This window comes from Oceanisphaera sp. W20_SRM_FM3, from assembly GCF_052119705.1.
Lineage (GTDB): Bacteria > Pseudomonadota > Gammaproteobacteria > Enterobacterales > Aeromonadaceae > Oceanimonas.
In genome coordinates, this window is sequence record NZ_JBGQOP010000011.1 from 45,451 (window position 1) to 65,937 (window position 20,487).

The window sequence follows — 20,487 nt, forward strand, 5'->3', positions numbered from 1 at the left end:
TATGGTTTATAAGATCTTAACACCTAGAGGTTTTCGTTCTTATCTCATCTTAATTGTTCCGTGTTTTTCCGTGTATTCCGTGGCAAAAATAGGTTTTTAACTTGCCTTAACGTGTGACGTACCGCGTAACACCACAGTATTTAACTGATAACAGAGATTACAATCATGATGCGAATTGGACACGGTTTTGACGTGCATAAATTTGGCGGTGAAGGCCCCTGCATTCTGGCCGGTGTGGCCGTGCCTTATGAGCAAGGTTTATTAGCCCATTCTGACGGCGATGTGATTTTACATGCGCTGACCGATGCCTTATTAGGCGCCATTGGCGCCGGTGATATTGGCCGCCATTTTCCCGATACCGATGCCGCCTATAAAGATGTAGACAGCCGTATCTTACTGCGCGATGTGGTCAATAAAGTGGCAGCCGCCGGCTTCGCCTTGGCCAATGCAGACATTACCGTGCTGGCGCAAGCGCCTAAGTTGTCGCCCTTTATTGAGGCGATGGAGGCTAACATAGCCGCGGACTTGCAAGTACCGGTAAGCATTATCAACGTCAAGGCCACGACTACCGAGCAGCTCGGTTTTGTAGGACGTAAAGAAGGCATAGCGGCAGAAGCCGTGGTGTTGTTGGTGCAGCTATGACAGCGACGGCTAATTTACACGAATGGCATTACCTGCACGGCGAGCCCTCGGCCACTGGCCGCTTAAAAACCGTACCCGAAGACTTTAAGGTGCGTGAAGACTTAGGCTTTACCCCTTGTGGTGAAGGCGAGCATATTTTGCTCTACATTCGTAAACGCGGCCAAAATACCCAGTGGATAGCGCGCGAATTAGCCCGAGTGGCAGGTGTGACCCAGCGTGAAGTCACTTGGGCGGGCTTAAAAGACCGCCATGCGGTGACCGAGCAATGGTTTGGTGTGCATTTACCCGGTAAGGCCGAGCCTAATTTTTCTAGCCTTGAGAATGGTGACGTACAAATTTTGGCCCGCGGGCGTCATCACAAGAAGCTAAAAATCGGCGCCCTTAAAGGCAACTGGTTTGAGCTTGTCGTAAACAATTTAGCCGTCACCGATCCTGTAGAGCTGGAAAGCCGCTTAACCGCCATCGCTAGCCGTGGCGTGCCTAATTATTATGGCGACCAACGCTTTGGCCATCATTTTGGCAATCTCGACCAAGCTCGCGCCATGTTTAATGGCAAAAAAATCAAAGATCGCAATAAACGCTCTATGTATTTATCGGCGGCGCGCAGTTATCTGTTTAATCTGGCTGCCAGCCAGCGTTTAAGCGCCGGTTTGGGCGAGCAACTCGTGGCCGGCGATTGTTTAATGCTCTCCGGCACCCAGTCTTTTTTCACCCTTAATGACGATAATCCACTCGATGCAGCACTGCAGGCGCGCTTTGATTCAGATGACGTGCGCTTAAGTGCGCCCCTGTGGGGCCGTGGTCGTTTGCCAAGTATTGAAGCCGCCGCCGAGTTAGAGCAGGCAGCACTCAGTGAACATGCAGATCTGTGCGAAGGCTTAGAAGCCCAAGGCCTAAAGCAAGAGCGTCGCCCGCTGTTGCTTAAACCTCAAGAGATGAGCTGGCAGTTCGACGGTGATCGTTTGCGGTTATCGTTTTGGTTACCGGCTGGCAGCTATGCCACCAGTGTGGTGCGTGAACTCGTGAAGGATAGTGAAGGTCATGAAGATACTAGTGAGTAATGACGATGGCGTGAATGCTAAGGGCATTCGCACCTTAAGTTGGGCCTTGTCTGAGTTTGCCGAAGTGGTGACGGTGGCGCCAGATCGCAATCGCAGCGGCGCCAGTCATTCTTTGACGCTAGAAGTACCGCTGCGCGCCGATAAACTCGACGACAGCGGCTTCTATTCGGTGAAGGGCACGCCCACGGATTGCGTGCACTGGGCGGTCAATTGTCTGCTGGATCCGGATCCCGATCTGGTGGTGGCGGGCATTAATCACGGTGCCAATTTGGGGGACGATGTGCTCTACTCCGGCACGGTTGCGGCCGCCACCGAAGGCCGTCATTTAGGTTTGCCCTCGCTGGCTATCTCTTTATGCGGTGATCGCCACTTTGAGACGGCAGCTCATTACGCCTGTTTATTAGTGCAGGGCCTATTAAGAGCCCCCTTGGCGACCAACCAAATACTGAACGTGAACGTACCTGACTTGCCATTAAGCGAGATCCAAGGTATCAAAGTGACTCGTTTGGGGAATCGACACCGCTCTGAGCCCGTACTTAAAGAATTCGATCCTCGGGGCCGACCTATGTATTGGATAGGCCCACCGGGTGCGATTCAAGATGCAGGTGAGGGCACCGACTTCGACGCAGTAGAAAGAGGCTATGTCTCAATTACACCACTCACCATAGATATGACGGCGCATGACAAGATGGCGGCGTTAACCAGCTGGCTTAAGGAAGTGGAATAAGGGTGCTTACGTTAGCAGGACAGCGGCTTTATAGCCTGCTGCAACAACAAGGAATAACCAGCGAAGCTGTGCTGCAGGCGATTGCTTGCTTACCCAGAGAACAGTTCGTGGATGAAGCCATGGCCCACCAAGCGTGGGATAACAGCGCCTTGCCAATCGGTTTTGGCCAAACTATCTCCCAGCCTTATATAGTGGCGCGTATGACTGAGGTGTTGTTGGCGCAAAACCCTAGGCCCAAACGCGTGTTAGAGGTGGGCACCGGCTCCGGTTTTCAAACAGCCGTATTGGCACAATTGGTAGAGCAGGTTTGCACCATAGAGCGGATCAAGTCTTTACAATATCAAGCGCGGCGTCGGTTACAGCGTCTCGATTTATATAATGTGGCCACTAAGCACGGTGACGGCTGGCAAGGTTGGGCCAGTAAGGCACCGTTTGATGCCATTATGGTGACGGCGGCGGCCCAAGAAACACCCCAAGCCTTATTGTCGCAATTAGCCGATGGTGGGCGCATGGTCATCCCCGTTGGCCAAGCTCAACAATCGCTGTGGCTGTATCAGCGCCATGGTGATCAATTTATCCGTACCGAATTAGAACCGGTGCGCTTTGTCCCGTTAGTGAAAGGCGATCTTGAGTGAAGATTTTTTCTCGGTTATATCAGCAGGTGATGATTTGGTCTGTGCATCGCCATGCGCCGCTTTATTTATCGTTAAATAGCTTTGTTGAATCCATTTTCTGGCCGATTCCTGTGGATGTGATGCTGGCACCCATGACCTTAGTTAAGCCGCATCGCGCTTGGTATTATGCGGGTTTGGCTACTTTCTTCTCGGTATTAGGTGCCGCCTTTGGCTATTTACTGGGCTATGCACTCTGGGATCCTGTGGTCGCCCCTTTTATTGCCTCCATGGGCTATGAAGGAAAAATTGAGCTTGCTCAAGCATGGTTTCATGAATGGGGCATTTGGGTGATCTTTATCGCCAGCTTCACGCCCATTCCTTATAAGGTGTTTACCGTCACCGCCGGCATGCTAAGCATGGCGTTTTTGCCGTTTGTACTGGTCTCCATAGTGGGGCGCGGCTTGCGCTTCTATCTGGTGGCAGGACTCATGAAGTGGGGCGGGCCTACAATGGAAGCCAAACTACTGCGCTACATCGATATCTTAGGCTGGGTGTGCGTGGTTGCCGCCGTGGTAGCCTATTTGATGTTAAGAAACTGATGTTAAGGCAGAGCCGCTGTTTAATGCTGTGGTGTATCAATCTGGTATTGATCACCTTGCTGAGCGCCTGCTCTGCCTCCCGCCCGGCTCCTGTGTATGGCGTTAATGCGCGTGGGCAAATACAAGCCAATGGTAGCCATTACGTGGTCGCCAGAGGCGATACCTTGTATTCCATTGCATGGCAGGCAGGGACGGATGTGCCAAGCCTAGCCCGTCATAATCGTATTGCTCCGCCTTATGCTATCTATCCTGGGCAAAGGCTACGCCTAGATGTGCCTGGGATTAAGCGGGCACAATATACAGTGCGCCGTGGCGATACGCTGAATAGCATAGCGAGAAATTCAAATAGCAGAGTCGCGGATTTGGCGCTGTTAAATGGCTTAAAACCGCCTTATCGCATCTATGTCGGTCAACGTCTGACGCTGCAAGGCGGATCAAGTTCTCGCAATGGGCAGCCGGCGCGCAGGGCTGCAATCCCTGCTGGCAAGATACAGGTTACCCAAACTAAAACCGGTCCTGCAGCTAAGAATACGCAGACGGTAAAATCGACTAAGCCAGTTGCAGCTGCTCCCGGAAAAGTTTACGCTGGAACGGCTGCACAAAAAACCGCCGCCAATAATAAGACTATTCAATGGCGTTGGCCCACTACAGGACCCGTGATCTCGGGTTTCTCGTTGGCTGAAACCGGTAATAAAGGCATAGATATTAGAGGCAGCAGGGGGCAAGCTATTAATGCCGCCGCAGCGGGCAAGGTTGTATACGCAGGGAACGCGCTACGTGGATACGGCAACCTGATCATCATCAAACACAATGATGATTATTTGTCTGCCTACGCGCACAACGAAGTGCTTAAAGTGAAAGAGCAACAAGATGTGAGTGCAGGGCAGCACATAGCAGATATGGGTAGTAGTGATACCACTGATGTACGGTTGCATTTTGAAATCCGTTATCAGGGTTCGTCGGTAAATCCGATGAGCTATCTGCCAAAAAGGTAGCCTATCTGCCAAAAATAACATCCGGGAGACAGGTAGTCCCCGGAAAAAGGGAGAGTAACCATGAGTCACAGTAAAGCATTAGCTCAAACAGATGACATGGATTTTGACGCTAACAACGCAACGGACGCGACGCTTAGCCGAGAGCAAGAAAGTGTAGAAACGATTGAGACCGAAGACACCATTAGTGCCGAAAACAGCCGCACTTTAGATGTGACTCAGCTGTATCTAGGTGAAATTGGTATTTCGCCGTTATTAACGGCAGAAGAAGAAGTCTTATATGCTCGCCGCGCCCTGCGGGGTGATTTAGTTGCGCGCAAACGCATGATCGAGTCCAATTTACGATTGGTAGTCAAAATCTCCCGCCGTTATAACAACCGAGGGTTAGCACTGCTCGACTTAATTGAAGAGGGCAACCTAGGTTTAATTCGCGCAGTTGAAAAGTTTGATCCCGAGCGCGGCTTTCGCTTTTCTACTTATGCCACTTGGTGGATCCGCCAAACCATAGAGCGCGCCATCATGAACCAGACGCGTACCATACGCCTGCCCATTCATGTGGTAAAAGAGCTAAATGTGTATCTGCGCACCGCTCGCGAGTTAGCCCAACGCCTGGATCATGAACCCACAGCCGAAGAAATTGCTCAAGCCCTCGATAAACCCGTGGGTGATGTTTCGCGCATGCTCAAGCTGAACGAAAAAGTCAGCTCGGTCGACACGCCCATTGGCGGTGACGGCGACAAGGCGTTGTTAGATGTGATCGCCGATGAAAACGACACTAATCCTGAAACTGAGCTGCAAGACAACGACATCAATAACAGCTTGGTGCGCTGGTTAGGTGAGCTTAACCCTAAGCAGCGTGAAGTGTTGGCGCGCCGCTTTGGGTTGCTGGGCTATGAAGCATCCACATTAGAGCATGTAGGCCAAGAAATTGGCTTAACCCGAGAGCGGGTGCGCCAAATTCAAGTGGAAGCGCTGCGTCGTCTAAAAGAAATCGTCACTCAGCAAGGCCTGTGTGTGGATACGCTTTTTTACGATAACTAATCCTTAAGTTATCCATACGCACTTAAATCAGCAGTACGGCGCCACCTAAAGTAATAATGCGCCAGCCCGCAACAAAAAAGCCAGCATCCGACATCACGTCGGTGCTGGCTTTTTTGTTTGGCTCGCCGCTTGGTGCTGGGCGCTCGGGGCTATATTTTCGCCTGACGCTTTTGTTTTAACTGATACAGCAGCTCCAAGGCTTGGCGCGGTGTGAGCTCATCTGGCTCTATTTCATCGAGCAGTAATAAGGCCGCATCAAGCGGTTGGTCAAGCTTGTCGACAACGGGCTCTTCAAATAGCGGCAAAGAACCCTGTACCTCTTGGCGCTCGGTGTTGCCAGAAGGCTTAGACTTACTTGGCTTTTTAGCCGTGCCTGCACGCTTAGCCTGCTCAGTGGCGGCTAATAATTGGCCGGTTTCCAGCTCGCTGAGTTTAGTGCGCGCCAGTGCTAATACCGGCTTGGGCACGCCCGCCAACGCCGCCACTTGCAGGCCATAAGAGCGACTGGCAGCACCTTCTTGCACGCTGTGCATAAAGGCGATGGTATCGTCGTGCTCAAGTGCGTCTAAGTGCACGTTGGCCACCGCCGACCACAGGCCGGCCAGCTCGGTGAGCTCAAAGTAGTGGGTAGCAAACAAGGTATAGGCATGCAGCTGATTGGCCAACGCATCGGCACAGGCCCAAGCTAATGCCAAACCATCATAAGTGCTGGTGCCGCGGCCAATTTCATCCATCAACACCAAGCTGTGGCCGGTGGCATTATTTAAGATATTGGCGGTCTCGGTCATTTCCACCATAAAGGTGGAGCGGCCCGAGGCAAGATCGTCCGAGGCGCCGATACGGGTAAATATACGGTCAATCTTACCGATGCGCGCACTCTCTGCCGGCACAAACGAACCCATATACGCCATCAACACGATCAGCGCGGTTTGGCGCATATAGGTCGACTTACCGCCCATGTTGGGGCCTGTGATCAGCAACATCTTGCGCTGCTCAGACATGTTAAGCGGGTTGGCAATAAAGGGCTCGCTCATCACCTGCTCCACCACCGGATGACGACCAGCTTCGATATCGATCAGTTCGTCCTCGGTCAGAGTAGGGCGACAATAATTTAAGTTGTCGGCGCGCTCCGCCAAATTGGCAAACACGTCTAATTCTGCCAGCGCACCTGCGCTGCGCTGTAGCGGCTGCAGTTGCGCTAATAACGTATCCAGCAGCGCTTCGTAGAGTTTTTTCTCTAACGCTAAGCCTTTGCCTTGGGCGTTTAGTACCTTGTCTTCGTACTCTTTTAGCTCGGGAATAATAAAGCGTTCGTTATTCTTTAGCGTTTGGCGGCGCACATAATGCAGCGGCACTTGGTCGGCGCTGGCGCGGCTCACCTCAATATAAAAACCGTGCACTCGGTTATAGGCGACTTTAAGCGTCGAAATACCGGTGGCGGCTTTTTCTCGCGCCTCCAAGGCTTCTAAATAGCGATGGGCACCGGCGGCCAATTCCCGCAGCTCATCCAGTTCGGCGTTATAGCCATCACGAATAACGCCACCATCGCGGATCAGCACAGGTGGTGTATCCACCACAGCTATCTCTAATAACTCGGCCAATTCCGGATATTGACCAATGGTGGCGGCCAGCGCCGTTAGGCATGCGCCATTGGCGTCTGCTAGTTGTTGCTGGATCTCTGGCAGCGCCTGCAAGGCCGAACGCAAGCGACTTAAGTCTCGCGGCCGCGCCGAGCGCAGTGCTAAACGCGCCAAGCCACGTTCCATATCACCTACTTGGCGCAATGGCGAGCGTAAGCCCTCATAGCGGCCTTGGTCGATCAGCAAGGCGATGCTGTCTTGGCGACGAGTGAGTGCCTCCAAGTTACGACTGGGCTGATGGATCCAGCGCTTTAGTAAACGACTGCCCATGGGGGTGGCGGTATTATCTAACACTTCGGCCAGCGTATTTTCCACCGTACCCGATAAATTTAGTGTCAGCTCTAGATTGCGCCGCGTAGCCGCATCCATCACCACCATGTCTTGGCTGCGCTCCAGACTAATGCGGTTAATGTGTGGCATGGCGGTGCGCTGGGTATCTTTCACGTATTGCAGCACGCAGCCGGCGGCACAGAGCGCCGTGCTGGCCTGCTCCACACCAAAGCCAATTAAGTCACGGGTACCAAACTGCTGGCATAACAGGGTGCGTGCCGTATCTAAATCAAATTCCCATTCTGGGCGACGGCGTAAACTCTTGCGCCCTTCAATGGCGGCAAAATAAGCAAAACTTTCTGGATATAACAGCTCGGCAGGTTGCGTGCGTTGCAACTCGGCGGTGAGCGCTTCTTCCGTAGCAAATTGATTTAATACGAAGCGGCCCGTGCTTACGTCCAGCATGGCATAGCCAAACTGCTGACCATCATGAAAAATGGCCGCCAAGCAATTATCTTGGCGCTCCACCAACAGCGCCTCATCCGACAAGGTGCCCGGCGTAATAATGCGTACCACTTGGCGCTCCATCGGGCCTTTAGTGGCTCCCGGATCGCCAATTTGCTCACAAATGGCCACCGACTCGCCCATCTGTACCAAGCGCGCTAAATAGTTCTCAGCCGCATGGTGCGGCACGCCTGCCATGGGGATGGCATTACCGCCAGACTTGCCGCGTTGGGTCAGGGAAATATCCAATAAACGCGAGGCTTTTTTAGCATCATCAAAAAACAATTCATAAAAATCGCCCATGCGATAAAACATCAATACATCTGGATGTTGCGCCTTCAAGGCAAGGTATTGCACCATCATGGGCGTATGGGGAGAGTTGTCTTGATTCATATTAAAATCAATGCCTTATATCTTTATGAAACTGATGATGAAGCCAAGCGCTGGCAAGCGAACGCTCAGCCAAAACTTGAGGCGGCATTGTACCAGCAACTGGGTTTTAAGGCATATTGCTTGAGTGCAGCGCCAAGCGCCCAGCACCAAGGTAGAGCTAAGCAGAGCAGAGCAACCCCTTTTTGCCACGCCTCTTTATTGCGAGAAGCACGGAGCGCACGGAAAAATAGTGATTAAATCTGAAAGAGATCTTGATGATAAGGGCTCACCTTCGGCAGCGGTAAGCCGTCGGCTTTAAGCGATCAGCTAAGGATAAAACCAATGCCGGCGCCTAACTTTATATATTGCTTTGCGGTAGTCGCGCGCTTTAGCCGCGAAATCCGGCAGCGCCGGATCAGGTTTAGATTACTTACAAATAGTCGGGTCACTAACCACCCGTAGCGAATTACATTTCGGGCATATAAGACCCAGTTTTATTATTCTAGTGAATCTGTGCTCACAGCTTTTGCATATAAAAAGTACGGCGGGCCGGGGAAGAGTCCAGATATAGCTATTTCCTTTTGAGCACTAATCTACCATTAGATTGTTCAGCTACCTTGTAGCCTCTCAGTGAGTTAAGTGCGCCAACGCCACTCGCTGCTACCGCAATAGGTAGCAGCGAGTGAAACAAGGACTAATCGGCTAGTGGGTTATTGCTTGTACAAGCGATATGCGCTGTGATCCCATGCCCATTTTTCGTCGGGGTTGCCTGGGAAGTTCATAAAAATATCTTCACCTTTAGTGGTGATCTCGGGTATGTCGCTGCAAGTGCCAAACGTTGGAGTGACTAATGGCTGTGCATCGTGTCGAGCGATCACCAACATATACTCAGCAGGGCAGGCAGTACCGCCGCTACCAAGCTGGATTAGCGCAACTTTACCATTACTGGTCGTGAATTCTTTATCGATACTGGCGGTGTAATAATCATTGACGCTGCTAATAGTCTGGCCATCTAGTTGAATGCGTATCACATCATCGTATTCATTCTTGTCGATAGTAAACTCGAGCGCTGCTTTAGCTGCTTGTGCTGCAAATTTAGGCGAAAAATACACACTGCCATCACTGTAAGTAACAGTCGCACCATTCAAACTTACCTGCTGGCCGCTCTTGCCGGTCAGGTTTTCATCAACCTCAGTATCAGACCATAGCTGCACCACGGTGCCATCAGCGGTGGTTACCCAATACTTCATGCTGGCGTAACCCAGCTCGCCTTGCAGTGTGCCTGGCACTTTTGCTTCTAGCTCTAGGCCTTGAGAAAAAGCGGGTGCAGCCAGTAAAGCCGCACTAAGTATTAACGGCGTGATAAATGTGCTCAGTTTCTTATTCATGTTTATCCCTTGTTATTGATGGCTGAGCCTAACGTATGCAAAGCATCTTCGATGCATAATTAGAGAGAGCACGGTTTTAGACTGCCTGACCATTATCTTGCTGACTTTATAAATATCAGTATAAAAAACTCAGGCGGTAATTCATGTCGCCTTTTTACATTTAGTGTTTGCTACTATGCCAAATTTTTAATATGCCCTCTAGCTACTAGACTGCATTATGCGACTATAGATATGAAATTTGAGAATCTAGATCATTAGAAGCTGTTTTAGGTTGTTTTTTAAGCTTATAAATAGATTTGGTGTTGTGGTTCTCTGTTATGTTGGTGCGGAATTGTTATGGGGAACATAAATGGAAAACTTTAAAAGCTTAAAAAATCGTCACGGGCTGAGCGAGGGAATTATCCCGATGGTTTAGGATTGCGGGTGCACAGGGCGTTAAGTTGGTTGGACAGGGCGGAGCAAAGTGAAGACCAAGATGGCCGCTTTATTTTTCTGTGGATTGCCTTTAATGCCGCTTATGCTAATGAGCTGGGTGAACAGCGTGTGTTTGAAGGTGAGCGTTTTAATCGCTATTTAGAAAAGCTTGTGAATTTAGATACCGAACAGCAATTATACAGCCTAGTGTGGAAGCGTTATTCTGGGGCGATTCGGGTGCTGCTGGATAACATTTATGTGTATCAGCCGTTTTGGGATCACTCCAATGGCTTGGCATCTGGTGACGAGTGGCAATCGCGTTTTGCTGCGGCTAAAAGTGCAGCCAACGTGGCGCTAGCCAGTGAAAATACCTCTTTGGTATTAAGCGTGGTATTCAATCGACTTTATACCTTACGTAATCAGCTGATCCACGGCGGTGCTACTTGGAACAGCAGTATAAATCGCCAGCAACTGAAAGATGCTAATGCCATTTTGGGTGATGTGGTGCCCATGATTATCGGCATTATGATGGATAATGCCGATGCACTGTGGGGCGATGCCAGTTATCCGCCCGTATTAGATACCAGCCGTTTAAGTGCTGTGTGAGTTTTTAGGTTCTAAGGGCAGCGCAGAGCGCCCAGCTTAAAGAAAAACATCAAACACTAGAGCGAGATCCTGAAGTAAGTTCAGGAAGACGGCTGGCCCTTCGAGGAGCTGTAAGCCGTCAGTTAAAGAAAAACAATCTTGCTTCGCAAGACCCACAGCTAAAGCGTGGGACTACAGAAAACACTGCAGGATATTGCTACGCAACATTGCACAGCTGAAGCAGTGCCTACAGAAAACACCGCGCAGCTACACAGGCATTAAGAATGCAAGGTGGGTGTTGTGGTTTGCTTGTCCTCTTTACCCTTCACCGTTTTTAATCTTTAGCTTGGCGCTGGGCGCTGGGCGCTCGGCGCTGATTGATACTGCTCCACCATCTTCTGCGCCTGCTCTATGATAGCTTCGCGCCAAGTGCTGGGTTGCAGCACTTGAATGCGGGCGCCAAAGCCCATGATCCACCATTGGGTTTGTTGATCGTTAGGCACTGTGGCGGTGAGCGTGACCCAGCCGTTGGCGTCGGGTTCAGATAACTGCTGCTGTTGGCTAATCGGGGTTTCCGTTAATAGCCAGGCGATGGCTTTGTCTATGTTGGCGACTAGCTGCACGTGCTGTTGGTCCAGCGGATAACCGAAGGCGCCTTCGGCTATATAAGCCTCCACGCTAAAGTCGGGGTGGCTGCGATACGTGCTTAGGCTTTCTTTTAGATCTTGAATACGATGCAGCGCAAATTGGCGAATATCGTCATACTCATTTACGGTCGCCAATAAATAGCTGACGCTGTGGCGTACCACTAATCCTTGGGGATGCAAAATAAAGGGTTTTACCTCGCCTTGTTGGCGGCTTAAATACTGCACGGCTATGGCTTGGCGGTTTAACAGTGCGTCGCTCACCCCTTGCCAAATATGCGGCAAGATGGCGGCGGGTAATAAGGCTTTGCCATTAGGAATGGCGCGCACTTGGCGGGCCCAGCTGGCGTAACCGTTGGTTTGCAGGCCATCGAGAAACTTACGGGCCTCGTCAAACTGCGGGCTAAGGCGGTCGATGGCAATTTGGGGCAATAGGCTTTTTAAGTACTCTTCCGCCAAGACCAAAGTGAGTGCCGTGGCGGTGTCGAGCGCCGGTAAATTGCTTTTATAACCGGCATCAAATGACCAGCGATAAGGGCGTTCTTTATCGTCACACTTTAGCGGAAAGTGCAGCGACATCTTGTCGAGATCCCGTTGAATAGAGCGCAGGTTGACGTGAAAACCGCGATCCGCCAGCAAATCGCGCAGCGTGGTGGTGGCCTTGAACTGCGGCGCCCGCGGGATCAGCTGTAACATAGTGATATAGCGAATCAGCGTGTCGTGTTGCGTTGCCATGGTGTTCCTTGGTGGAGGTCTGAAAAATACAGCGGTACGTTATACGCTTTACGCCATACGTTAAAGCAAACTCAAAGTGGTCGCAGAGCGACCCGATCTGCATTCCCACGCAGAGCATGAGAACGAGGTAAACACCGATCTGTGTTTGGCTTGTCCTCTTTACTCTTCACCCTTCACCCCTAACTAGTTAAAAAGCCAATGGGCTTACTTTGGTCGGCGGTTTTTAGGCTGTGCTCTTGCTGCAAGCCTGCCAATAAACTGTCTGGGCTGAGCTTTTCGCCCATCACCTTATGACGGCGTGCCACTGTGGCAAAATCCCCGGGCGTTAATTGGCTGAGCTTGCACAGTAGCGGATATAAGTGCGCCACTTTTTGTTCATAAAATTGCTGATTGATGTTCAAGCCTGAGCCCAAGCTTAAGCACTGGCTCAATCCAAGCTGGGTATTAAAATATTGCCATGCTTGCTCAGTATTAAAAAAATTAAAACGAATTTTAAAATCAAAACGGCGTAAGGCGGCGCTGTCTAAATGACTCATAAAGTTAGTGGCCATCACTAGAATACCGTTATATTGCTCCATTTGAACCAATAACTCATTGATCTGACTCACTTCCCAGCTACGTACCGCACCGGCGCGATTAGCTAATAAGCTATCTGCCTCATCGATTAATAGCACTCCGCCACACTCGGTAGCTTCAGCAAAGGCGGCCGCTAGCTTTTGTTCGGTGCCGCCTAAATAGGCATCGAGTAAGTCGGAGGCTTTTTTGGCGACTAAAGGCTTATTTAAGCTAGCGGCTAAATGACGAGCCAAGGCCGTTTTTCCGGTGCCCGGTGGGCCGAATAAACAAATGCGCCCCATGCCGCTGCGGGCTAAGCCTTCGATCATAGGCGTTAATAGCATGTCGGTTGCGCACAGGGCTGGATTAAATAAACAGGGCGTGACCGCCTGATTTAAGCGCTGCCAACGAAAACCTAAGGCTTGGTATAAGTTTGCTAATAACTCTTCCATGGCGGCCTCTATTTTTTCTGCTTTGCGATAACCCAATTTGCTCACTACCTTGGCGGCGCGCGCTAAATGCGCGGGCTGCAGCTGTGGCTGTTTGGCCAGTTGCGCTAACCAAGGCTGGCTGACGTTTAAAGAGCCGAGCAAGCGCTTGGCGATATTAAGCCGAGCCGTGGTGGTGAGTTCAGGCATAGCCAGCACCAAATCAAAGCGGCGAATAAAGGCGGCGTCTAATTCTGAAATATCATTGCTTAGCCAAAAAGCGGGGCGCGGGTTTTCTTCAAGCAGGCGGTTCACCCACGCCTTTTGACCTTGGCTGATGCGCTCATTAAACACATCTTCTACTTCATCAAACAGCACTAGGCTGTGAGCGTTGGTGCGTAGCACTTGCTGACAGATCTGGTAGCGGGCAAAACGCTCGCGGCCGTTCAGTGCTTCACCCTGCAGATTGGCAAATTTCACTTCATGTAGAACGCAGCATAAGTGCGCCGCCAGCGCCCGCGTGAGCTCGGTTTTGCCGGTGCCTGGTGCGCCGTAGAGTAAGATATTCACACCGCTTTGTGGTTTTTGGTTATTACGCGCTAAATAGCGGCTGAGTTGGTCGATAAAAGGCTGCAAATGGGCGAAATCATCAAGCGTTAATACAGTTGGGTGATTGTGGCTAGAAAACGCCTGCAATAAGCTTAAAGGCCCGTCTTGTTCATAAAGCAGCACGTCTTCGAGGCCTGTCATAAGCGTCAGGCCTTGGCCGTGGTAGGCGATTTCCACTAAGCCACAGCTCAGTAAGGGGCTGCCTGCAGCCAAAGCACTGGCCACTTGGCGGCGCGGTTGTGCCAGTGCCACGGCTAATAAATTAACCAGTTGCTGAGTGCCCACCGTATGGGAATAAAATAAGCCCATGGCTTGGCTAAGGGCATTTTCTTGTTCTATTAAGACTAAAAACGCCACTATTTCTTGGCTTAGCTCGTTAAGGCCAAGGCTTGCGCCCAACTGCTGCAAGTTAGTGTTAAGCGGGGCCGGTATCACAATGTGGCTACTCTCTAACTCGCTTAAGGCGGCCTTTAATAGGGACATTATCTGGCTAGGCGTGAGCTCATTTGCCTCCTGATCTGGGGCTAGGGTTTGTAAGAAGTCGTCTAAATCATGGCGGCGTTTGCTTAAGCCTATTTTTACGCCACCGCCTAATACCAGTAAGCGCAGCGCCCACAGCATAGGCAAGGGCGCATAGCAGGGCTCGGACGTGTTCTTAGGCAGGCTTTTCTTACGCAAAAATTCAGGAATAGGGCGGGGCGCTGACATAACAACTCCTTCTTGGATTGGAACCATAAGAGTACAAGTCTTAAACGTCATTTGGTGTCGCCTGCTATGAGCGGTGAGGAGCAAGGCGTGAATAGTGAGGAGTTAAAGATTGAATAGAAGCAAGGGTCGGCTCGCGATCTGGTTAGTTTCAGTAATCTTTGCACTCGTGGTGTTGTGGCAGGGCATAGTCGGTGGCTTGGCAGCTTGAGCAATCCATTCGGCTCAAATCATTATGGTCATGATTGCCATCACACGATAAGTGCTATGCATAGCCCGAAATGTTATTTATGGGCATATGGAATCGATTATATATTCCATAAATGAATAAGTGTCGGAGTTTAAAATAGCATTATGAATTTACAGCAGTTAAGAATAGTGCGCGAAACGGCGCGTCGGCAATTTAATCTCACTGCCGTGTCTGCTGCCTTGTTTACGTCTCAGTCTGGGGTCAGTAAACACCTGCGTGACTTAGAAGAAGAGCTGGGCGTGACCTTGTTTGAGCGGCGCGGCAAACGCTTGTTGGGGCTCACCGAAGCCGGTGAAATTGTGCTGGGCTCGGTGGAGCGCATCATGGCGGAGCTGGATAATATGCGCCACGCCGCCGATCAATTTGTGCACAGCGACAGCGGTAGCCTGCGTATCGCCACCACCCATACTCAGGCCCGTTATCGCCTACCTGCCTTGTTAAAGCAATTTCAGCAGAGCTTCCCTAAGGTGAAGTTGGTGTTGCACCAGTGTGGGCCCGATGAAATTGTGGAGCTATTAAAGGCCGGTGAAGTGGACGTGGGTATCGCCACCGAAGGCTTGTTGGCCAATAGCCGCCATTTTGCCTGCTTCCCTTATTACGATTGGCATCACAGCGTGGTGGTGCCCGATACCCATCCGCTTTGCCAATTAACCTCGCTGACCTTAGCCGACATTGCCGCCTATCCGGTGATCACCTATCACGAAGGCTATACCGGGCGAAACAATATCGATGAGGCTTTCCGCCAAGCGGACATTGAGCTGGAGATCGCCATGTCGGCGCTGGATGCGGACGTGATCAAAACCTACGTCGACTTAGAATTAGGGATTGGCATCTTAGCCTCCATGGCCTTTGATGAGCGTCGCGATGTGGGCTTAACGCTGCTCGATGGCGGGCATTTGTTTCCTAATAACACCACCTATTTGGGTGTGCGCCGCGGTGCCTATTTGCGCAGCTATGTGTATGATTTTTTGAGCTTATGCAGTCATGGCTTAAAGCGAGAAAGTATTGATGAAGCCATTTTCGGTGTGGTTGAATAAAGTACCAAGACGTTAACAAACTCAAAGGAGGCCTCGGCCTCCTTTTTATATTGCGGCTGAAAACGATAACTTGTTAAGAGGCCACTACTTGCGGATGGCTGACGGCGTTCCAACATTCATCCCCACTCATCAGGCTGGTGTAGAGCAACAGGCTGCCGATGGAGATCAGCAAGATAAAGGTCAAATACAGCAACGAACATCCCAGCGTTAAACCAAAACCGGGTATGACGCACGCACGACGAGAGGCATGAGATATGGAGGCGCTCCGATGAAAGAGGCCCAATATGGGCCTCTTGTTGTAGGGATTAAGTATTGTGGAAGTTAAGCGTTGTAGTCAAAGTCGTGCTTAACGGTTAGCGAAGCTGGCGAGGATAGTGTCGAACTTGCCGCCATCACTGAAGTGCACTTTTTGGGCCTTATCCCAGCCACCGAAGATCTCATCGACTTTGAACAGCTTTAATTCGGGAAACTGCTTGGCAAATTCTTGGCCAATGGCGGCGTTAGACGGGCGATAGTAGTGACGACCGGCTAAGCGCTGCGCATCATCGGAGTACAAGCCTTGCAGGTAAGCCTCGGCCACCACATCCGTGCCTTTACGCTTCACGTTGGCATCCACTACCGCCACTGGGGGCTCCGCTAATATGCTGATGGAGGGCACCACTATTTCAAATTGTCCCTTGCCCAGTTTTTCGACCGCTAAGAAGGCTTCATTTTCCCAAGCGATAAACACATCGCCTAAGCCGCGCTGCACGAAGGTATTAGTAGAGGCTCGGGCGCCGGCGTCGAGCACAGGCACGTTTTTAAACAACTTTTCCACGAACTCGTAAGCGGCTTGCTCGCTACCATATTTGTCTAGCGCATAGCCCCAGGCGGCTAAGTAGTTCCAACGGGCGCCGCCGGAAGTTTTCGGGTTAGGGGTGATCACAGACACATCTTCACGAACTAAGTCGTCCCAATCTTTGATTTGTTTTGGGTTTCCTTTGCGTACCAACAACACTATGGTCGAGGTGTAAGGCGAGCTGTTATTACCCAGCTTCGACTGCCAATCTGCCGGAATTAAGTCGGCTTTTTCGCGCAGTGCATTCACGTCATAGGCCAGTGCCAAGGTGACTACGTCTGCTTTTAGGCCATCGATTACCGCACGGGCTTGCGAGCCTGAGCCGCCGTGGGATTGACGAATGGTGACGGTTTGGTCGTGCTCGGCTTGCCACTTATCGCTAAACCACTGGTTATATTCACGATACAGCTCACGAGTAGGGTCGTAAGAGACGTTGAGTAAGGTAATGGCCTCTGCCGCTAAGCCGTTAAAGGCGGTGACAGACAATAAGCCAGCTAGGGTTAGTTTTTTAAGATTGCGCGTTAATGTAGACATGATTAGCTCCTGCTGAGTATGGAAATACGTGAGTTAGATTTATTTAAGGAGGCGGTTTTACTGCGTACCTCGGTCTGAAATCCATACTAGGGCAGGGCTTAATCTTAAAAAACGATATAAAAAATAGATTCTTATCTTTAAAATGAATAAGCACTTAATGGTATAAGTTAAGCCTTATTACTGTCGTATTTAGCCGGCACGTTGGCCTGATGGCTAAGCCTTGGCATAATAAAGTCGATAGCCGCTATTGAGGAGAGGATCTTGAATCAGACCGAATTGACACTGCCACTCGCCCAACAACTGGGGGAGCGTTTATTAAGACAAGGCCTGACCATCACCACGGCTGAGTCCTGTACCGGTGGCGGTATTGCTTGTAGTATCACAGACATAGCTGGCAGTTCGGCCTGGTTTGAGCGCGGTTTCGTTACCTATTCTAACGCCGCCAAAACCGAGATGTTGGGTGTGGACGCCAGTGTGATAGCCAGCCAAGGAGCTGTGAGTGAAGCGGTAGTGATCGCCATGGCCAAAGGCGCTTGTGCACAAAATGGTGATGACTTAGGCGTGGCGGTAAGTGGTGTAGCGGGCCCAGACGGCGGCAGCCCAGAAAAACCGGTGGGCACCGTATGGTTGGCCTGTTATCTGGCGAAAGAAGATAAAGTCCACACTCGCTTATTGCAGCTGAAAGGTGATCGCCACGCGGTGCGCCAGCAAACCATAGTGGCGGCCTTAACCGATTGCTTAGCGTTACTAAGTTAAGCGTTACTAAGTTAAGCTGTGCAGCCATAGGCGAACGGCCTAGGTGCTAAGCTGCATCAATAACAGAGCGACCTTATCTAAACTTAAGGTCGTTTAGCAATCAGCTTTAGATAAATATACAGGCTTGATACTGTACGAATAACCAGTATACTCGACCTATAAATTTTAGACGCATTAGTTAATCCGCGGAGCACTCATGGATCCAAACAAAGAAAAAGCCCTAGCCGCCGCCCTTGGCCAAATTGAAAAGCAATTTGGTAAAGGCTCCATCATGCGCTTAGGTGACAACAAAGCCTTGAACATAGATGCCGTTTCTACGGGCTCTTTGTCACTGGATATAGCGCTGGGTATTGGTGGCTTGCCTATGGGGCGTGTGGTTGAAATTTACGGACCAGAATCCTCCGGTAAAACCACGCTGACGTTGCAAGTGATTGCCGAAGCACAGCGTGAAGGTAAAGTGTGTGCCTTCGTGGATGCTGAGCATGCGCTAGACCCTCTTTATGCCGCCAAGCTTGGCGTTAACGTCGATGATTTGCTGATTTCTCAGCCCGATACCGGCGAGCAAGCACTGGAAATTTGTGACATGTTAGTGCGCTCAGGCGCCGTAGACGTGATCATTATCGACTCTGTGGCGGCATTAACGCCTCGCGCCGAAATTGAAGGCGAAATGGGTGACTCACACGTAGGCCTGCAAGCCCGTTTGATGTCGCAAGCGCTGCGTAAATTGACCGGTAACATTAAAGCCGCCAACTGCTTGGTGATTTTCATCAACCAGATCCGCATGAAAATCGGCGTTATGTTTGGTAGCCCAGAAACCACCTCAGGCGGTAACGCCTTGAAGTTTTACGCTTCTGTGCGCTTGGACATCCGTCGTATTGGTGCCGTGAAAGAGGGCGACGAAATAGTGGGTAACGAAACCCGCGTTAAAGTCGTGAAAAACAAAGTGGCACCGCCCTTTAGACAAGCCGAGTTCCAGATTATTTACGGCGAAGGTATTTCTAAGCAAGGCGAGCTGATTGAGCTGGGCGTGAAGCACAAGTTTGTCGATAAAGCCGGTGCTTGGTACAGCTACCAAGGCGAGAAGATTGGCCAAGGTAAAGCCAACTCTATCAAGTACTTGTTAGAGCATAAGCACATCTCCGATGAGATTGAAGCTAAGCTGCGTGACTTGCTGCTGCTTAAACCCGGTGAAGAAAAAGTGAAAGTAGAAGATGCGCCAGGCGCATTGGGTAACCCAGTGGCTGAAGACGAAAAAGAAGAAGACTTCTAACGTTATTTAGAACGACGTTGAACAATCAAGGCTGGGAACTCCCGGCCTTTTTTATGTGTCTGGAACTGCGTGAGGAGTGAGGCGTTAAGGGTGAAGGGTTAAACCAACCCCAGAGCTTAAAGGCTTCTTGGCAACGGAAGAACTCTGAACGCACGTAAGAATAGAGATCAGATCCGAAAGTGATCTTAATAGTTAGATCTAACCCTTAAGGCTTTTATCACTCGTCGCTTGTGAACTATGTCCGTGAGTTTCGTGTTCTTCCGTGGCAAAAATATCTTTCGATCTTGCTTGGTTTTAGCTCATCCCCTTCACTCTTTTCCCTTCACCCCTTACACTCTAAATCATGATTAAAGACCCAGAAAAACTGACCCAGCAAGCTTTGTGGCATTCGGCTTTAGGCCTGTTATCGCGCCGTGATCATAGCCGTCTTGAGCTGGCGCAAAAACTGCGGCTACGCCAATTTGATAATGAGCTGATCGAAGCCGCCCTCGATAAGTTAGTCGAGCAGCAATGGCTGTGTGATGAACGCTTTGCCCGCATTCAAGTGCGCCAACATGTGTTAAAGAGACACGGCCCTATGCGCATTCGCATGGAGCTAAAGCGCAAAGGCGTGGACGAACATATCATTGAGCTGGCATTAGCAGAAGATGAAACTGATTGGTTTGAACAGGCCTTGGCCTGTTATGAGTCGCGCTTTCGCGGCCGCGAGATTGATGACATTAAAGAGAAGGCCAAACGAGTGCGCTACTTACAAAGTCGGGGTTTTAATAGTGAACAAGTACGCTACGCGCTAGAAACCGAGCCAGACTGAGTAGGTGTCTTCGGCAGCTATCAGTTAAAGGCCAAACCATTTTTGCCGCGGAATCCACGGAAGAACACGGAACAATAGTGATCAAATCTGAAAGTTTAAAGCAGCACCAAGCGCCTAGCACCAAGCTAGACTAAGGGCGGTGTTTATATGTTAGCTTGGCGCTTATACCAATCTGTAAAACTAACTGATCAAAACCTTTTTGCCACGGAACCCACGGAAAAATAGTGATCAGATCTGAAAAGACCACGGTATGGGTAAGAGCGAAACATCACAACCTGAACGAGAGGAGCTCTTATCATATGCAGTATTGATCACTTGTCGCACGTGAACTTCGTCCGTGCCTTCTGTGTTCTTCCGTGGCAAAAATAGTCTTTGATCTTTAGTTTTTGCCTTAATGAAAACCGATCACATACTTACTTTGATTGGTATTAGCGCTATCAATACTTGCCGCCCGTGAACTGCGTCC

At 50.5% G+C, this 20,487-nt stretch carries 17 protein-coding genes; 12 read left to right on the forward strand and 5 right to left on the reverse strand.

Annotated elements, in window-relative coordinates; genetic code table 11:
- Positions 1–165: 165 nt before the first annotated feature.
- From ispF to rpoS, 7 genes are read left to right on the forward strand one after another with little or no spacing between them, the layout of a single operon-like run.
- Positions 166–642, forward strand: coding sequence for a 2-C-methyl-D-erythritol 2,4-cyclodiphosphate synthase (gene ispF, locus ACEN2G_RS07910; protein ID WP_442020942.1), 477 nt, complete (start codon positions 166–168; stop codon positions 640–642).
- On the forward strand, positions 639–1,703 hold the full coding sequence (gene truD, locus ACEN2G_RS07915; RefSeq protein WP_442020943.1) for a tRNA pseudouridine(13) synthase TruD: 1,065 nt from the start codon (positions 639–641) through the stop codon (positions 1,701–1,703). Before ispF ends, truD begins: the two co-directional genes overlap by 4 nt.
- The gene (gene surE / locus ACEN2G_RS07920; protein ID WP_442020944.1) at positions 1,684–2,430 is read left to right on the forward strand and encodes a 5'/3'-nucleotidase SurE; all 747 of its coding nucleotides are present in this window, start codon (positions 1,684–1,686) and stop codon (positions 2,428–2,430) included. The genes truD and surE overlap by 20 nt, the downstream gene beginning before the upstream one ends.
- Before the next feature lie 2 nt (positions 2,431–2,432).
- Positions 2,433–3,065, forward strand: a complete 633-nt coding sequence (locus ACEN2G_RS07925) for a protein-L-isoaspartate(D-aspartate) O-methyltransferase (protein WP_442020945.1) — start codon at positions 2,433–2,435, stop codon at positions 3,063–3,065.
- Positions 3,062–3,643 carry a YqaA family protein gene (locus tag ACEN2G_RS07930; RefSeq protein ID WP_442020946.1) on the forward strand — a complete coding sequence of 194 codons (582 nt, stop codon included), beginning with the start codon at positions 3,062–3,064 and terminating at the stop codon, positions 3,641–3,643. Before ACEN2G_RS07925 ends, ACEN2G_RS07930 begins: the two co-directional genes overlap by 4 nt.
- On the forward strand, positions 3,643–4,638 hold the full coding sequence (locus ACEN2G_RS07935; RefSeq protein ID WP_442020947.1) for a peptidoglycan DD-metalloendopeptidase family protein: 996 nt from the start codon (positions 3,643–3,645) through the stop codon (positions 4,636–4,638). Before ACEN2G_RS07930 ends, ACEN2G_RS07935 begins: the two co-directional genes overlap by 1 nt.
- A gap of 60 nt (positions 4,639–4,698) precedes the next feature.
- On the forward strand, positions 4,699–5,676 hold the full coding sequence (rpoS, locus tag ACEN2G_RS07940; protein ID WP_442020948.1) for an RNA polymerase sigma factor RpoS: 978 nt from the start codon (positions 4,699–4,701) through the stop codon (positions 5,674–5,676).
- A 149-nt stretch (positions 5,677–5,825) separates the two neighbouring features.
- On the opposite strand, the gene mutS is transcribed toward rpoS, so the two are convergent.
- Together mutS and ACEN2G_RS07950 are read right to left on the reverse strand one after the other, a co-directional pair.
- Positions 5,826–8,483 carry a DNA mismatch repair protein MutS gene (mutS, locus tag ACEN2G_RS07945; RefSeq protein ID WP_442020949.1) on the reverse strand — a complete coding sequence of 886 codons (2,658 nt, stop codon included), beginning with the start codon at positions 8,481–8,483 and terminating at the stop codon, positions 5,826–5,828.
- 689 nt (positions 8,484–9,172) lie between these two features.
- Positions 9,173–9,850: a hypothetical protein gene (locus ACEN2G_RS07950; RefSeq protein ID WP_442020950.1), complete on the reverse strand. Its 678-nt coding sequence runs from the start codon at positions 9,848–9,850 to the stop codon at positions 9,173–9,175.
- 423 nt (positions 9,851–10,273) lie between these two features.
- Between ACEN2G_RS07950 and ACEN2G_RS07955 the strand changes: the two genes are divergently transcribed.
- Positions 10,274–10,870, forward strand: a complete 597-nt coding sequence (locus ACEN2G_RS07955) for a hypothetical protein (protein WP_442020951.1) — start codon at positions 10,274–10,276, stop codon at positions 10,868–10,870.
- Between the two features lie 320 nt (positions 10,871–11,190).
- On the opposite strand, the gene ACEN2G_RS07960 is transcribed toward ACEN2G_RS07955, so the two are convergent.
- Complete coding sequence (locus ACEN2G_RS07960; protein ID WP_442020952.1) at positions 11,191–12,228, reverse strand: helix-turn-helix transcriptional regulator; 1,038 nt, start codon at positions 12,226–12,228, stop codon at positions 11,191–11,193.
- 179 nt (positions 12,229–12,407) lie between these two features.
- Entirely contained in the window at positions 12,408–14,528 is a 2,121-nt protein-coding gene (locus ACEN2G_RS07965; RefSeq protein WP_442020953.1) for an AAA family ATPase, read from the reverse strand.
- A 351-nt stretch (positions 14,529–14,879) separates the two neighbouring features.
- On the opposite strand from ACEN2G_RS07965, the gene ACEN2G_RS07970 reads away from it, so the two are divergent.
- The gene (locus ACEN2G_RS07970; protein ID WP_442020954.1) at positions 14,880–15,812 is read left to right on the forward strand and encodes a CysB family HTH-type transcriptional regulator; all 933 of its coding nucleotides are present in this window, start codon (positions 14,880–14,882) and stop codon (positions 15,810–15,812) included.
- 346 nt (positions 15,813–16,158) lie between these two features.
- Here the strand turns inward: ACEN2G_RS07970 and ACEN2G_RS07975 are convergent, their stop codons facing one another.
- A complete protein-coding gene (locus tag ACEN2G_RS07975; protein ID WP_442020955.1) occupies positions 16,159–17,184 on the reverse strand; it encodes a sulfate ABC transporter substrate-binding protein in 1,026 nt (341 codons plus the stop codon).
- A 261-nt stretch (positions 17,185–17,445) separates the two neighbouring features.
- Here ACEN2G_RS07975 and ACEN2G_RS07980 point away from each other — a divergent pair, with 261 nt between their 5' ends.
- From ACEN2G_RS07980 to ACEN2G_RS07990, 3 genes are all read left to right on the forward strand, one after another.
- The gene (locus ACEN2G_RS07980) at positions 17,446–17,940 is read left to right on the forward strand and encodes a CinA family protein (RefSeq protein ID WP_442020956.1); all 495 of its coding nucleotides are present in this window, start codon (positions 17,446–17,448) and stop codon (positions 17,938–17,940) included.
- A 196-nt stretch (positions 17,941–18,136) separates the two neighbouring features.
- Complete coding sequence (recA, locus tag ACEN2G_RS07985) at positions 18,137–19,210, forward strand: recombinase RecA (RefSeq protein ID WP_442020957.1); 1,074 nt, start codon at positions 18,137–18,139, stop codon at positions 19,208–19,210.
- 343 nt (positions 19,211–19,553) lie between these two features.
- A complete protein-coding gene (locus ACEN2G_RS07990; protein ID WP_442020958.1) occupies positions 19,554–20,021 on the forward strand; it encodes a regulatory protein RecX in 468 nt (155 codons plus the stop codon).
- The last annotated feature ends 466 nt before the right edge of the window (positions 20,022–20,487 follow it).

Bases quoted from the DNA above. Each gene is read 5' to 3' on its own strand.
- ACEN2G_RS07950 (WP_442020950.1), bottom strand. From the start codon at position 9,850: ATGAATAAGAAACTGAGCACATTTATCACGCCGTTAATACTTAGTGCG.
- rpoS (WP_442020948.1), top strand. From the start codon at position 4,699: ATGAGTCACAGTAAAGCATTAGCTCAAACAGATGACATGGATTTTGAC.
- recA (WP_442020957.1), top strand. From the start codon at position 18,137: ATGGATCCAAACAAAGAAAAAGCCCTAGCCGCCGCCCTTGGCCAAATT.
- mutS (WP_442020949.1), bottom strand. From the start codon at position 8,483: ATGAATCAAGACAACTCTCCCCATACGCCCATGATGGTGCAATACCTT.
- ACEN2G_RS07970 (WP_442020954.1), top strand. From the start codon at position 14,880: ATGAATTTACAGCAGTTAAGAATAGTGCGCGAAACGGCGCGTCGGCAA.
- ispF (WP_442020942.1), top strand. From the start codon at position 166: ATGATGCGAATTGGACACGGTTTTGACGTGCATAAATTTGGCGGTGAA.
- truD (WP_442020943.1), top strand. From the start codon at position 639: ATGACAGCGACGGCTAATTTACACGAATGGCATTACCTGCACGGCGAG.
- ACEN2G_RS07960 (WP_442020952.1), bottom strand. From the start codon at position 12,228: ATGGCAACGCAACACGACACGCTGATTCGCTATATCACTATGTTACAG.
- ACEN2G_RS07965 (WP_442020953.1), bottom strand. From the start codon at position 14,528: ATGTCAGCGCCCCGCCCTATTCCTGAATTTTTGCGTAAGAAAAGCCTG.
- ACEN2G_RS07935 (WP_442020947.1), top strand. From the start codon at position 3,643: ATGTTAAGGCAGAGCCGCTGTTTAATGCTGTGGTGTATCAATCTGGTA.
- ACEN2G_RS07975 (WP_442020955.1), bottom strand. From the start codon at position 17,184: ATGTCTACATTAACGCGCAATCTTAAAAAACTAACCCTAGCTGGCTTA.
- surE (WP_442020944.1), top strand. From the start codon at position 1,684: ATGAAGATACTAGTGAGTAATGACGATGGCGTGAATGCTAAGGGCATT.
- ACEN2G_RS07990 (WP_442020958.1), top strand. From the start codon at position 19,554: ATGATTAAAGACCCAGAAAAACTGACCCAGCAAGCTTTGTGGCATTCG.